This window comes from Pseudomonas sp. Irchel s3a10, assembly GCF_900187525.1.
Classification (GTDB): Bacteria; Pseudomonadota; Gammaproteobacteria; order Pseudomonadales; family Pseudomonadaceae; genus Aquipseudomonas; species Aquipseudomonas koreensis_G.
The window spans coordinates 841,433-855,244 of sequence record NZ_FYDR01000002.1 but is presented as its reverse complement, the minus strand read 5'-3'; the positions used below and the strand labels follow the sequence as shown (position 1 = coordinate 855,244).

General features: G+C 60.9%; 16 protein-coding genes. 7 read left to right on the top strand and 9 right to left on the bottom strand.

Annotated features, from left to right (window positions below; all coding sequences use genetic code 11):
* Window positions 1-8: 8 nt before the first annotated feature.
* Together CKW11_RS09465 and CKW11_RS09460 are read right to left on the bottom strand one after the other, a co-directional pair.
* Window positions 9-965: a putative 2-dehydropantoate 2-reductase gene (locus CKW11_RS09465; RefSeq protein ID WP_095137297.1), complete on the bottom strand. Its 957-nt coding sequence runs from the start codon at window positions 963-965 to the stop codon at window positions 9-11.
* Window positions 966-1,352: a co-chaperone YbbN gene (locus tag CKW11_RS09460; protein WP_095137296.1), complete on the bottom strand. Its 387-nt coding sequence runs from the start codon at window positions 1,350-1,352 to the stop codon at window positions 966-968.
* On the opposite strand from CKW11_RS09460, the gene CKW11_RS09455 reads away from it, so the two are divergent.
* Together CKW11_RS09455 and CKW11_RS09450 are read left to right on the top strand one after the other, a co-directional pair.
* On the top strand, window positions 1,351-1,794 hold the full coding sequence (locus CKW11_RS09455) for a PilZ domain-containing protein (protein WP_095137295.1): 444 nt from the start codon (window positions 1,351-1,353) through the stop codon (window positions 1,792-1,794). The genes CKW11_RS09460 and CKW11_RS09455 overlap by 2 nt on opposite strands.
* Window positions 1,795-1,923: 129 nt before the next feature.
* Complete coding sequence (locus CKW11_RS09450) at window positions 1,924-3,000, top strand: 3-deoxy-7-phosphoheptulonate synthase (RefSeq protein ID WP_007908583.1); 1,077 nt, start codon at window positions 1,924-1,926, stop codon at window positions 2,998-3,000.
* A gap of 60 nt (window positions 3,001-3,060) precedes the next feature.
* Here CKW11_RS09450 and CKW11_RS09445 read toward each other — a convergent pair whose 3' ends face one another.
* Window positions 3,061-3,342, bottom strand: a complete 282-nt coding sequence (locus tag CKW11_RS09445; protein ID WP_003226804.1) for a GNAT family N-acetyltransferase — start codon at window positions 3,340-3,342, stop codon at window positions 3,061-3,063.
* Window positions 3,343-3,977: 635 nt separating this feature from the next.
* On the opposite strand from CKW11_RS09445, the gene oprI reads away from it, so the two are divergent.
* The gene (gene oprI / locus CKW11_RS09440; RefSeq protein WP_025113130.1) at window positions 3,978-4,229 is read left to right on the top strand and encodes an outer membrane lipoprotei OprI; all 252 of its coding nucleotides are present in this window, start codon (window positions 3,978-3,980) and stop codon (window positions 4,227-4,229) included.
* Between the two features lie 123 nt (window positions 4,230-4,352).
* Here the strand turns inward: oprI and CKW11_RS09435 are convergent, their stop codons facing one another.
* From CKW11_RS09435 to CKW11_RS09425, 3 genes are all read right to left on the bottom strand, one after another.
* Window positions 4,353-5,324, bottom strand: coding sequence for a L,D-transpeptidase family protein (locus tag CKW11_RS09435; RefSeq protein WP_095137294.1), 972 nt, complete (start codon window positions 5,322-5,324; stop codon window positions 4,353-4,355).
* A gap of 136 nt (window positions 5,325-5,460) precedes the next feature.
* On the bottom strand, window positions 5,461-5,754 hold the full coding sequence (locus CKW11_RS09430) for a hypothetical protein (RefSeq protein ID WP_003226812.1): 294 nt from the start codon (window positions 5,752-5,754) through the stop codon (window positions 5,461-5,463).
* A gap of 57 nt (window positions 5,755-5,811) precedes the next feature.
* A complete protein-coding gene (locus CKW11_RS09425) occupies window positions 5,812-6,417 on the bottom strand; it encodes an arylesterase (RefSeq protein WP_166496840.1) in 606 nt (201 codons plus the stop codon).
* Between the two features lie 10 nt (window positions 6,418-6,427).
* Between CKW11_RS09425 and CKW11_RS09420 the strand changes: the two genes are divergently transcribed.
* The 3 genes from CKW11_RS09420 to greB are packed head-to-tail and all read left to right on the top strand — an operon-like array spanning window position 6,428 to window position 10,147.
* Complete coding sequence (locus CKW11_RS09420; protein WP_003226816.1) at window positions 6,428-7,111, top strand: ABC transporter ATP-binding protein; 684 nt, start codon at window positions 6,428-6,430, stop codon at window positions 7,109-7,111.
* Window positions 7,111-9,615 (top strand): ABC transporter permease, encoded by a 2,505-nt coding sequence (locus tag CKW11_RS09415; protein WP_095137292.1) that lies wholly within the window; start codon window positions 7,111-7,113, stop codon window positions 9,613-9,615. Before CKW11_RS09420 ends, CKW11_RS09415 begins: the two co-directional genes overlap by 1 nt.
* A gap of 34 nt (window positions 9,616-9,649) precedes the next feature.
* Window positions 9,650-10,147, top strand: coding sequence for a transcription elongation factor GreB (greB, locus tag CKW11_RS09410; protein WP_016770885.1), 498 nt, complete (start codon window positions 9,650-9,652; stop codon window positions 10,145-10,147).
* 5 nt (window positions 10,148-10,152) lie between these two features.
* Here greB and CKW11_RS09405 read toward each other — a convergent pair whose 3' ends face one another.
* From CKW11_RS09405 to CKW11_RS09395, 3 genes are all read right to left on the bottom strand, one after another.
* Entirely contained in the window at window positions 10,153-10,461 is a 309-nt protein-coding gene (locus CKW11_RS09405; RefSeq protein WP_016985510.1) for a hypothetical protein, read from the bottom strand.
* 248 nt (window positions 10,462-10,709) lie between these two features.
* Window positions 10,710-11,144, bottom strand: a complete 435-nt coding sequence (locus CKW11_RS09400) for a DoxX family protein (protein WP_041069491.1) — start codon at window positions 11,142-11,144, stop codon at window positions 10,710-10,712.
* A gap of 108 nt (window positions 11,145-11,252) precedes the next feature.
* Entirely contained in the window at window positions 11,253-12,674 is a 1,422-nt protein-coding gene (locus tag CKW11_RS09395; RefSeq protein ID WP_095137291.1) for a transglycosylase SLT domain-containing protein, read from the bottom strand.
* Between the two features lie 235 nt (window positions 12,675-12,909).
* On the opposite strand from CKW11_RS09395, the gene CKW11_RS09390 reads away from it, so the two are divergent.
* Complete coding sequence (locus CKW11_RS09390; RefSeq protein WP_095137290.1) at window positions 12,910-13,716, top strand: TatD family hydrolase; 807 nt, start codon at window positions 12,910-12,912, stop codon at window positions 13,714-13,716.
* Window positions 13,717-13,812: the final 96 nt, after the last annotated feature.

Genomic DNA, 13,812 nt, shown 5'->3' with positions numbered 1-13,812 from the left:
AAACCGACTCAGGTGTTGCGTCGGTCGATGAAACTCAAGGTGCGATACAGCGCTTCGATACGCGGCAGTTCGCACCCTGCCGCTTTGGCTGCGGCCAAGGGCCGAGCGTAAATCGCTTCCAGTTCCAGCGGCCGCTTGTGCAGGAAATCGTGGTACATGCTCGGCCAGTAGTCGGGCATTTTCTCGGTCATCATGAACAGGTACTCGGCATATCCGGGCGGTATATCGTGACGACAGGCCCTGGCGCCCTGCACCACTTCGGCCATCAACGCCTGGATCAGCGCGCGACTGTCCGCGTCGGCCATCAGCGGCGTGGTGCCGGCGCCGAGCAACACCGAAAGACCGTTGTAGGGAATATTCCACACCAGTTTCTGCCAGCGTGCCTGATGCAGATTGGGCATCGCCTGCGAATCGATGCCAGCGGCGCGGAACAGACCGGCGCCCTCCTCGACAATCGCCATGCGCGCCGCGTCGTCCGCTGTCGGGCCACTGTGATAGCCGACATTCACCGCCCCCAAGGCCTGATGGGTGATGTGTCCAGGACCTTGGCGATGCACGCAGATCAGGCACAGACCACCAAGCAAATGCAGGGAATCGGGCAGCAACTCACGCAAGCTGTCTTCAACGTCCAGACCGTTTTGCAGCACCAGCACTTTCGCGTCGGGCTTGGCCGCGGCAATGATCGCCGGGGCCAGACCTGCGCTGCTGGTGGTCTTGGCGCCGACCAGCAACCAGTCGCAGGCCGGCATGTCCTCGGCCTTCGCATACGCCTGCACCGGGTTCAGCGTCAGCGTGCCATGCACGGCACTGTCCACCTGCAAACCACGTTCGGCCACTGCGGCGAATTCACTGCGCAGTAAAAAGTGCACATCGAAACCGGCGCGCGCCAGCATCAACCCGTAAAACCCGCCAATGGCCCCAGTGCCGATAATCCCGATCACCGGTTTGCTGTCTGCTCCCACCATCTAAGGCAACTCCTCTGCAATTCGACCCAGCGCCTGCGCCTCGGCCGCGTTCAGCGCATCGGCGGTCAGGCGCGTGTGCAATGCCCCAAAGAACTCGCCGTCGCGCACCACGAACAGCGCCGGCAAATGAAAGACCTGATAGCGCTCCACCAGCCCGCCGTTGTTGCCGGCATCGATCCAGCACAGGCGATCCACCGCCAGCTCGAACCCGGGCAAAACCTCTCTGGCATAGCGGCAGCTGGAACAGCCGACGCTGGTGAAAATCACCAGCGAAACGCCGCTCATCGCCAGCAACCGCTGGTCGGCGTCGAAATCGGTCAGCTCGGATTCGACCACTATACTGGGGGAAACAATGTCAAATGGCCGACACAGGGAGTCTGTGCTCATGGGACGTTTCATTCCTCATCCGGACGAAGTGCCGGTTGAATTAATCTTGCTCAAGCCCGAGTGTATTTCCAGGCAACAGCTGCACACTATCAGCCTCGGCGGGATCGCTTGCAATTATCACCGCGCGTGGCGCCACGGCACGGCGCTGCAAGTGCGCATGCCGACACTCAACGCCGAGATCTGTTATCCGGGCTATGTCGCGTGGTGCCTGCGGCGCAAAAAGGGCTATCTGCTGGGGATCGCATTCACCGATGAGCAGACACTGTTCATCGCCCGGATGGGCGAACAGGTGTGCCAGATCGAACGTTATTGCCGCATGAACGAGGCCCACGACGATCTGCACGATATTCAGGCGCTGGCCCTGCAATGGGTCGAACAACACGCCGACGAGTTCTCCCACGACAGCGTGCGCAAGGCTTTTGCCCAGCCAGTGCTGGATTAAAGCCGCGTTTGCCCATTGTCGAGCCGCGTCTGACGCGCTAAGGTTCGGCTCCCCGACGCGCTTAAATCTGCTGTGCTCCGCCGCGCGGGGATCGCTGGCGGCCGGCACCCGTGACCTGACGAGTAAACGATGGCTGATTTACCGATCAACGACCTAAACGTCGCCTCTAACGAGACCCTGATCACTCCCGATCAGCTCAAGCGTGATATCCCTCTGAGCGATGCTGCGCTACGCACCGTCACCAAGGGCCGCGAAGTCATTCGCAACATTCTTGATGGCACCGACCACCGTCTGTTCGTAGTGATCGGCCCGTGCTCGATCCACGATATCAAGGCTGCCCACGAATACGCCGATCGCCTCAAGGTGCTGGCGGCGGAAGTCTCCGACACCCTGTACCTGGTCATGCGCGTGTATTTCGAGAAACCACGGACCACCGTCGGCTGGAAAGGCCTGATCAACGATCCGTACCTGGATGACTCGTTCAAGATTCAGGACGGCCTGCACATCGGTCGCCAGTTGCTGCTGGACCTGGCCGAGAAAGGCCTGCCGACGGCTACTGAAGCCCTCGACCCGATCTCCCCGCAGTATCTGCAGGACCTGATCAGCTGGTCGGCCATCGGCGCACGTACCACCGAATCCCAGACGCACCGTGAAATGGCATCCGGCCTGTCCTCGGCGGTCGGCTTCAAGAACGGCACCGACGGTGGCCTGACCGTGGCGATCAACGCCTTGCAGTCGGTGTCCAGCCCGCACCGTTTCCTCGGTATCAACCAGGAAGGTGGCGTGTCGATCGTCACCACCAAGGGCAACGCCTACGGTCACGTGGTGCTGCGTGGCGGCAACGGCAAGCCGAACTACGATTCGGTCAGCGTCGCCCTGTGCGAGCAGGCGCTGAACAAGGCGAAGATCAAGCCGAACATCATGGTCGATTGCAGCCACGCCAACTCCAACAAGGATCCGGCCCTGCAACCGCTGGTGATGGAGAACGTCGCCAACCAGATCCTCGAAGGCAACCAGTCGATCATTGGCCTGATGGTCGAGAGCCATCTGAACTGGGGCTGCCAGGCCATCCCGAAAGACCTCGCCGACCTGCAATACGGCGTGTCGATCACCGATGCCTGCATCGACTGGTCTGCCACCGAGAACACCCTGCGTAGCATGCACGCCAAGCTCAAGGATGTTCTGCCGAAACGCCAGCGCAGCTGATAAACGTATCACGGGCATAAAAAAACGCCGGGCAATGCCCGGCGTTTTTGTGTGTGCGATTCAGATCTTGGCGGCGCGGCGCTGATGACGTTCCATGTAGCGCTCGACGTAGGAGCACGACGGGATCACCGTATAACCCATTTCTTCGGCGTATTGCAGCGCGCTTTCGGTCAGCGCTGCGGCAATGCCACGGCCGCGCAGGGCGTTCGGCACGAAGGTGCGATAGATATCCAGGGTCTGTTTCCCCAGATCCATATAGGTCAGGTAGGCACGATGACCGTCCACATTGGTCTCGAACTGATGACCAGCCTGGTCATGGTGGATGGACAACGCCTCGCTCATCACTACTCCTCGCGGGTCTTGAATTCTGACCCCTACCTTACCGATGTTTTTCCGGCGAAGGAACATCTACGCCACCCTGTGCCTGATGGACACCGAGAAAAACCACACCGGTCTCGCGCAATCGAGCACGTCATAAATAGTAGGCACCATTGGCGAAAATGCTCAAGGTGCGCTCGTCATCATGCTCGTTGAACGGGTAACTCCGATGGGCGTAGTGGCAGGCGCGGGGACGATATTCCCCTGGCGCTCGCCTGAACATTGCCGGATGTCGAGACTTAAGACGCAGCCTCTTCTTTAAAGTCACCTCAAGAGCGACAAAGATATGTGAGGTGTCATGCAAAATCGGAACAAAAGTGTAGACGAATGCATCTAGGCAGACTTGGTGCAAGACGCAGAAACAGCACCGGACAGCGGGAACTTTTTCTCATTAACACGCTCAAGCCGGGGCCTGTAGCTGGATATTTTTTATACAGCCCGGTTAAAAGTTGCTCGAAAAAGAATCAACGCCTACAATTTTTTTTGCTTCTTGCGCTCCGTCAGTTTACTTACTACAAGTAATGGGTAGTATGTACGCCGGCTATTTCCTCAATCGGAGGAGAAAGCCACTTAATTGAAAGTCCTTGAAGGGGAACACGATGAACAACGTTCTGAAATTCTCTGCTCTGGCTCTGGCCGCAGTTCTGGCTACCGGTTGCAGCAGCGCATCGAAAGAAACCGAAGCACGTCTGACCGCTACTGAAGACGCAGCTGCTCGCGCTCAAGCTCGTGCAGACGAAGCATACCGTAAAGCTGATGAAGCTCTGGCTGCTGCTCAAAAAGCACAACAGACTGCTGACGAAGCTAACGAGCGTGCTCTGCGTATGCTGGACAAAGCTAGCCGCAAGTAATAATCCCTCGGGATTGTTATCAAGCCGACCCGGTTTCTGGGTCGGCTTTTTTGTGCCCGAAGCTTTTTCCCGGGCCATAAAAAACCCGCCGATGCTTCACACATCGGCGGGTCCGGATCGATCTTATTGCTGCAAGTCGATCGGCGCACTCGAGACAATCGGTGCCGAAGTGCTCGGCGTGCCGATTTCAGTTGGCAAGCCATCTTCGGCCGCAACCACATCACGCACAACATCCCAGTTCACGCGCAGATTGTTGGTGACATCTTCGCGCTTGAGCATCGCATTGATCACTGCCGTGTGCTTGTCGACCACCGACGGGTTGCCCTTGTCGTCGATCGGCGTGTGCGCTTCCAGATAGACCTTGCCGCCACTGCTGCCGAACTTGTACGCGTCGTTGAGGATGCGCACCGAAGTGCCGACCGGCACCATGGCCGCCATTTCCAGCACGTTGTTGTTGAACATGCGGAAGCAGCCGTGGCTGGTACGCATGCCGATGCCGAACTTCTTGTTCGAACCATGGATCAGGTAGCCCGGCGTGCCCAGGGTGAACTTGAACGGACCCAGCGGGTTGTCAGGGCCGGCCGGCACCACGTTCGGCAACGGATCACCGTCGGCGGCGTGCTCGGCCTTGATCGACGCTGGAGGCGTCCAGGTCGGGTTCGGGGTCTTGGCGATGATTGAGGTATGCGCGATTGGCGAACCCCAGCCTTCACGCCCGATACCCAGCGGGAAGGTGTACACCACGTTCCGGCCTTTCGGGAAGTAGTAGAGGCGGTATTCAGCAAGGTTGATCACGATGCCTTCACGCGGCCCCGGCGGCAGAATGAACCGGGTCGGCAGGACGATTTCAGTACCGGCGCCCGGCAGCCAGGCATCGACGCCCGGGTTGGCCGCGACCATTTCCGAATAGCCCAGGTCGTACTTGGTTCCCAGGTCAGCGAAGGTATCTTCGTACTTGGCCTTGATCACCTGCACCTGGCCGATGATGTCCTCACCGGGTGGTGGCAGGGGAAACTCCAATGCAGCAACGGGACCGGCCACACACAGGGCGGCAAGTGACAGGCAGCGGGTGACGGCAGGAAAGCGCGGCAACATCCGGAAAATCCTTCGCATGATCAACAAGGGTATAAGGGCGCGATTGTACACCGCACCTCGGGAATTCGGGGAGATGCGCCGATGGGCAGCCAGAAGTCTTCATGTAGGAGCTGCCGCAGGCTGCGATCTTTTGGTCCTAAAGCTCGAATCGCAACTCGGGCCAGATCGGCGAGGTACCGCGCTTCTGCGACTCAAGAATCGCCCGACACAACGAACACAGACGCTGATCCTGAAACACCCGACGATCCACACTCGACCAACGCGGTTGTGCCGGCAGCAGACTGCCACACAACGTGCGGTCTGCCGAGCCACCGAGTTCGAGCTGACGGGTCACCAGATGCACCCGCACTTCCTGGCAGGCGAACAGATCCAGCTGTTCGTCAGGCTCGATCAGTTGGTAGGCAAACAGGGACCAGGCAGGACGCGGCATCGGGGGCTCCAAATAAGGGGGCGCCACATTAGCCGAAAGCCTGCCACTAGAAAAGCCTCATAACAGCGGTTTCAGCGTCGGCCAGACATTTTCCAGCAACTTGCCCTGAGCCCCGGCTGCCGGGTGCAGACCATCGGCCTGCATCAGATCGGGATGCCCGCCCACGCCGTCGAGGAAAAACGGCACCAGCGGAATCTTTTTCTCGTCCGCAAGCTTGCCGTAGACCTCGGCGAAGGCATCGGTGTAACGCTTGCCGTAGTTGGGCGGCAGTTGCATGCCGAGCAACAGGACCTTGGCACCACTCTGGCGGGAGCTGTCGATCATCGCCGCAAGGTTTTGTTGCAATTGCGTTGGCGGCATTCCGCGCAGGCCATCATTGCCCCCAAGCTCGAGGATCACCAGTTCCGGCTTGTGCTCTGCAAGCAGCGCCGGCAGGCGCGCCTGGCCTCCGGCACTGGTGTCGCCGCTGATCGAGGCATTGACCACTTTGTCGTCAAAACCCTCCTGTTTGAGCCGTTGCTCGAGCAGCGATACCCACCCCAGGCGGGTATCCAGTCCGAAACCGGCGCTGATACTATCGCCAACGATCAGGACAGTACCCGCCGCTGCGTTCTGGGCCATGCACATCAAGGCCAGGCCAGCACTCAAAAACCACACACGCATCGGATTCTCCATGGGCGCAAGCATTCTCACCGCGAAGAACCTCAGCAAAGTGGTTCCCAGCGCGGAAGGTGAACTGACTATCCTGCACGAACTCAGCCTGGAACTGAACCAGGGCGACAGCCTGGCCATCGTCGGCGCGTCCGGTTCCGGCAAATCCACCCTGCTCGGCCTGCTCGCCGGCCTTGATCTGCCGAGCAGCGGCGAAGTCATTCTCGCCGGGCAATCTTTGGGTAATCTCGACGAAGACCAGCGCGCGCGCATCCGTGCCGAACACGTGGGTTTCGTCTTTCAGTCTTTCCAGTTGCTCGACAGCCTCAACGCGCTGGAAAACGTCATGCTGCCGCTGGAACTCGATGGCCGCAAAGACGCTCGCGAACGCGCCACCGAACTGCTGCAACGAGTCGGTCTCGGTCAGCGCCTGACGCACTCGCCGCGCCAGCTCTCCGGCGGCGAACAACAGCGCGTGGCGATTGCCCGGGCCTTCGCTGCCGAGCCGGACGTGCTGTTCGCCGACGAACCCACCGGCAACCTCGACAGCCACACCGGCGAGCGCATCAGTGACTTGCTGTTCGAGCTGAACAAGGAACGAGGCACCACCCTGGTGCTGGTGACCCATGACGAACGCCTGGCCCATCGCTGCCGGCGCCTGATCCGACTTGAAGCCGGGCTGCTGGTCGCCCCTCTGGAGCCTTGATGGCACGTCTGCCGCTGTTGCGCCTGTTCAGTCTCGCCATCCGCCAGTTACTGCGCGATGCCCGCGCCGGTGAATTGCGCGTGCTGTTTTTCGCCTTGCTGGTGGCGGTGGCCGCAAGTACCGCCATCGGCTACTTTGGCGCCCGCCTCAACGGCGCGATGATGCTGCGTGCCACCGAGTTCCTCGGCGCCGACCTGGTGCTTGAAGGCAGTTCACCGGCGCGGGAGGAACAGATCAGGAGCGGCACCGAGTTGCGCCTGAATCATGCGCAGGTGGTGGAGTTTTCCAGCGTTATCGCCACCGACAACGGCATTCAGCTATCGAGCATCAAAGCCGTCGACCGCGCCTACCCGCTGCGCGGCGAACTGAAAAGTGCCGCCGCCCCGTTTGCAAGTGAAACCGCTGGCGGCGAACCGCAACCCGGTGAAGCCTGGGTCGAGGCACGTCTGCTGACTGCGCTGGATCTGAAGATCGGCGACAGCATCGACGTCGGCATGAAAACCCTGAAGCTGACCCGAGTGCTGACCTACGAACCGGATCGCGCCGGCAACTTCTACAGCCTCACGCCTCGGGTAATGATCAATCTCGATGACCTCGCCGCCACCGGCGTAGTGCAACCCGGCAGCCGCGTGAGTTATCGCGAACTGTGGCGCGGCGAACCGCAGGCACTGGAAACCTATCGACAACTGCTCAAACCGGGGTTGGCAGCGAATCAGCGCATTCAGGATGCGCGCGACGGCAACCGGCAGATCGGTGGCGCGCTGGGCAAGGCCGAGCGTTATCTGAACATGGCCAGTCTGGTCGCGGTGTTGCTCGCAGGCGTCGCAGTCGCATTGTCGGCCAACCGCTTCGCCAGTCGCCGTTTCGATGCCAGTGCCTTGCTGCGCTGCCTCGGTTTGTCGCGTCGGGAAACCATGCTGTTGTTCAGCATTCAACTGACCGTACTCGGCCTGTTCGCTGCCCTCAGCGGCGCAGTGCTCGGCTGGCTGGCGCAACTGGGCCTGTTTGCCCTGCTGCATGATCTGCTGCCAGCGGACGTCCCGCCCGGCGGTCTTTTTCCGGCGCTCGCCGGGATCGGCACCGGGCTGGTGGCGCTGGCCGGCTTCGCCCTGCCGCCGCTTGCCGCGCTGGGTCGGGTGCCACCGCTGCGGGTACTGCGCCGCGACATGCTGCCGATTCCGTCGAGCACCTGGATGGTCTATGGCGCGGCGCTGGGTGCGCTGGGCCTGATCATGTGGCGCCTGAGTCTGGATCTGCTGCTGACCTTCGCCCTGCTGGGCGGTGGCGTGGTCGCTGCGCTGGTGCTGGGTGGCTTGCTGCTGTTGTTGCTCAACAGCCTGCGCCGGATGCTCGCCCGCGCGCCGCTGCCGTGGCGCCTCGGTCTGGGCCAGCTGTTGCGTCATCCGCTGGCGGCGGCCGGGCAAGCGCTGGCGTTCGGTCTGATCCTGCTGTCGATGGCGTTGATCGCCCTGCTGCGTGGCGAGCTGCTCGACACCTGGCAAAACCAGTTGCCGAAAAATGCTCCGAACTACTTTGCCCTGAACATCCTGCCGGGGGACAAACAAGCCTTCGCCGATCATTTGATCAAGGTGTCCGCACAAGCGGCGCCCCTGTACCCGGTAGTACCGGGGCGGCTGATCAGCATCAACGGCGACCCGGTGCAGCAGATCGTCAGCAAGGATTCGGCCGGCGACCGCGCGGTGCAACGCGACTTGAGCCTGACCTGGGCCGCCGACCTGCCGGCCGGCAACAAGCTCACCGCCGGTACGTGGTGGACCGGGCAACCCTCGGAGGACGTACCGGGTGTATCGGTTGAAGGCAAAGTCGCCGAAAGCCTCAAGCTCAAACTCGGCGATCACATGGTGTTCAGCGTGGGCGGGGTAAATCGTGAAGCCAAGGTCACCAGCCTGCGCGAGATCAACTGGGATAACTTCCAGCCGAACTTCTTCATGATCTTCCAGCCCGGCACCCTCAAGGATCTGCCGGCCACCTACCTGACCAGTTTCTATCTGGCCCCCGGTCACGATCAGCAGATCGTCGAGCTGTCGCGAGCCTTCCCGGCGGTGACCATCCTTCAGGTCGAAGCCTTGCTCGAACAACTGCGCAGCATCCTCGCCCAGGTCACCCTGGCGGTGGAATACGTGTTGTTGTTCGTGTTGGCGGCGGGGATGGCGGTGCTGTTCTCCGGCCTGCAGGCAACCCTGGACGAACGCATTCGCCAAGGCGCGCTCTTACGCGCGCTGGGCGCGCAACGGCAGTTGCTGGTCAAGGCCCGGCGGATCGAGTTCGGCTTGCTCGGTGCGGTCAGCGGTTTGCTCGCGGCCATCGGCTCGGAAGTGGTGAGTCTGGTGTTGTATCGCTTTGCCTTCGATCTACCTTGGCATCCGCATCCGTGGTTGCTGGTGCTGCCATTGATTGGTGCCGCACTGATTGGTGGTGCCGGCGTGTTCGGCACGCGCCGGGCATTGAACGCGAGTCCGCTGACAGTCTTGCGCGAGGGTTGATAGACTCCAGCCTTCGTCACCACAAGAAGTTGCCATGAGCCGTTATCGCCCTCCCCGCACCGCCGGCACCGCGCTGATCACCCCTGAAGGTGAAGCGCGGATGCGCGCCGAATTCCATGAGCTGTGGCATGTACGCCGCCCGCAGGTGACGCAAGCGGTCAGCGAGGCAGCGGCACAGGGTGATCGCTCGGAAAACGCCGAGTACACCTATGGCAAGAAAATGTTGCGCGAGATCGACAGCCGCGTGCGTTTTCTCACCAAGCGTCTCGAAGCACTGAAGGTCGTCAGCGAAAAACCCAGCGATCCGAACAAGGTCTACTTCGGCGCTTGGGTAACCATCGAGGACGAAGACGGCAAGCAGTCGCGCTACCGCATCGTCGGCCCGGATGAACTGGATCTGAAGCTGGGTCTGATCAGCATCGACTCACCGCTGGCCCGCGCCTTGATCGGCAAGGCGCTGGACGCCGAAGTCCGGGTACAGACGCCAACCGGTGAGCAGTTTGTCTATATCGTGGCGATCGAATATCCCTGAGCGTTTCAGCGGCGGGTGATCAAACCCTGCCGCGCAACACGCACCAATTGCTTGATCATTTCCGGGGCGTCTTCAGCGCTCGGCGCCTGAATCACCGCCAGGTCAAAACTGTCACTGGCAAACCGCGCCAGCGACTCGCCGTCTTCAACGAACTGGATCAGGAACGCGGCAGGACCGCCGCTGCGACGTGGCCAGCCATCGAGATAACGCAACAGCGTCGGCTGATGTTTGCCGCCAAGCAGGATTTTCGGGTTGCGCTGGGTGATATGTGCCGTGATCGGCGCGGGACGTGCTGGAGGGCGTAGTGCATTCATCGTGTCGTGTCTCTGCCTCAAAAGTCTGCATGGCAGGTGAGAGGCAACACCGAACCAGCGCTTTAGCGGTATTTCGAAGCCCTGTTCCGGCTTCTGACGGCAACTGTCTGAGTCACCTGGCGCCCCGCAAGTAGCTGTTTAAATCGGCGCATGAGCAACATCCTAGATAACGTGACCGATGAGTGTCAAGAATCGGCCGCAACAAAAAAGGCCCGCACAATGCGGGCCTTTTGCTTGATCCAGAGCGTTCAACCGGCGATGGCGCGATCCACCGACAGCTTGCCGGCGCCTTCGATCATCACCGCGAGGCTGCCGCCGAGCAGCGCCAGAGCGAACTCATAACCGTTGTTGGCCATGAACAGACCGTTGCTGATGTGCACGGTGAAGATCGCCACCAGCGACAGAAAGGTCAGCCCCAGCGCCGCCGGGCGCGCCAGCAGGCCGATGATCAGCGCCAGACCGGCGAAGAACTCGGTACCGCCGGCCAGCGTGGCCATCAGGTAACCCGGGTGCAGACCGATGCTGTCCATGTATTGCGCGGTGCCTGCCAGACCGTAACCACCAAACAGACCAAACAGCTTTTGCGAACCGTGGGCAGCGAAGATCACGCCGACCGCGATGCGCAGAATGGTCAGGCCATAACCGGCGCGGGTGAACAGAACCTTGTTGATCAGAGAGCTCATGGGGCATTCCTTGTTTTGCGAGAAGTGTGTTGGGATTGGTCGCTATATTAATCAGTTAAATTCATGTTAAAAGCGCAATTATTCCGCCATAACAATCAAATTATTAGATCATTTCCGTGAGGCGACTTTCTGGCCCCGGGGCTCCAGTGATTCCCGCTCCCGATCGAACGCCAGGTAGTACTTGTTCACGCTATTAACATAGCTGACGGGCCCCATGCCCACCTGCTCCATGGCGATGCGCTCAACCTGAAAGAACCACTGGTTCGGATTCAGCCCGCGCCGCCGTGCCTCGGCGCGCATGCCCTGCACACGCTCCGGGCCGATGTTGTAGGCCGCCAGGGTGAACGCCATGCGCTCGCGCTCATTGAGTTTCGGACTGTTGAAAAACTTGCGTCGGATCATCGCCAGGTACTTGGCCCCGGCCTGCACATTCGCATCGAGATTCTGAATGTTGTTCACCCCGACCCGCTGCGCCGCAGACGGGGTGATCTGCATCAGCCCGGTCGGGCCGCTACCGCTGCGCGCATTGGGTTGCAGCGCCGATTCCTTGAACGCCAGCGCCGCCAGATTCAGCCAGTCCATGCTTTGCGCGTCGGCGTGTTTTTGCAGGGTCGGGCGCAGTTTCTCCAGACGCTGACGGTCACCCTTGGACAACGGATAATGCACTTTGTAGAGCCGTCGATAGATCCGCAGAAACTCCGCATCCTCGTTCGACGGTTTCTTGTAGCCGACCAGGAAGCGATCGATGCTCGCCCGCAGCATCGAGGCATCCCGGCGAACAAACCAGTACTCCTCACCCGGCTCGCTGATCACCAATTGCCGGTCGAAACGCAGCTTGGGCAGGATCTTGCCCCAGCGCTCGGCGATCGGTTGCTCGACGATAGTCAGGTGGAAAATCCCGCCTTGCACCATCTCCAGCACGTCCTCGACCGCCAGCGTCGGATCGACCCATTCGATCTTGATCGGCGCCAGTTTGTGCAACGCCAGTTTCTGATTGAGCTGGCTGACCGCCTCCCCCGCCGCACTGCCGGTCGGCAACGCCAGGGTCTTGCCTGAAAGCTGTTCTACTTTGGTGTAACGGCGCTCGCCCTTGATGCCGACGAGCACCAGCGGCACGTTACTGGCGATCGGCTCGCTACTGGCCACCGCGCGGCCGGGTTGCAGCTCAAGCAATTCGCCCGGCGCGACCAGATCACCTTCGCCGCGCTGCAAGGCACCGAGCAGTTGATCCTTGGCTTTGGGAATAATCTTGAGGGTGATTTCCTGACCATCGCGGGCGTGGCCATTGAGGTATTGCTCGAAGGCGCGCAGGCGATGGTATTCGACGCCGATGGCCTGACCCTGGACTTCACCGGAGCTGTTGCGGCTCTGGTTGACCAGCACGCGCAACACGCGACTGCTGCGAATCTCCGACAGGTCGCGAACCTTGGCGGCCGGCACGGCTTGCTGTGGCCCGGGCAGGCGCGCAACCGCCGTTATCGGCAGCAGCAGCGACGCACACAACAGGAGCAAAACCGAGGGACGATGCATCCACTCTCCGGAAAGAATACGGGGTGGTTTCACCGCTGAACGGTCGAAATCACCGACGAAAACAGAGCGCCTGGAGCGCTGGCAAAGTGCGAGAGACTGGCACAGTGATGGCTTTTCTGCCAACCCGGGCTGCGTCGCGGCATCAAAAGACAGCTATAACTCGTTGTAGTTCTTGGCTTTTCTTATAAATCTACAGCTCTGGTATGCTTTCCGGCCTTCGGCCCGAGGTAGAACCATGCAACTCATCGATATCGGCGTCAACCTGACCAACCCCAGTTTCGCCGAAAAACATCAGGCCGTACTCGACCGCGCCTACGCGGCCGGGGTCTGCCAACTGGTGCTGACCGGCACCAGCGTCGAGGGTAGCGAACAGGCACTGGAGCTGTGCCGGCAACTGGATGAAAACGGCCAGCAGCTGTTTGCCACCGCTGGTATTCACCCACATTCGGCCAGTGACTGGAACGCTGACAGCGCGCGCCGTTTGCGCAGCCTTCTGCAAGAGCAAAATGTGGTCGCCGTGGGCGAATGCGGGCTGGATTTCAACCGTGATTTCTCGCCACGCCCGCAACAGGAAAAAGTCCTCGAAGAACATCTGGCGCTGGCGGTAGAACTGCAGTTGCCGGTGTTCCTGCACGAACGTGATGCCAGTCAGCGTCTGCTGGAAATCCTCAGGGACTTCCGCGATCAACTGCCCGCCGCCGTGGTGCACTGCTTTACCGGCGAGCAAAAAGCCCTGTTCAGTTACCTCGATCTGGACCTGCACATCGGCATCACCGGCTGGATCTGCGACGAGCGCCGGGGCACACACCTGCATCCACTGGTCAAGGAGATCAAGCGCGGCCGGCTGATGCTCGAAAGCGACGCGCCGTACCTGCTGCCTCGCACCCTGCGACCGAAACCCAAAAACGGCCGTAATGAACCGGCGTATCTGACCGAGGTGCTGCGCGAAGTGGCGTTGCATCGCGGCGAGACCGAGGAAGATCTGGCTGCGCACACAACGGCGTGCGCCCGCGCGTTCTTCAACCTCCCCGCCCTGTCCTGACACACCAGAGTCCCCCTGTGGGAGCGGGCTTGCTCGCGAAAGCAGTGTATCAGGCGGAAATGAGCTGGATGACACAGCGCATTCGCGAGCAAGCCC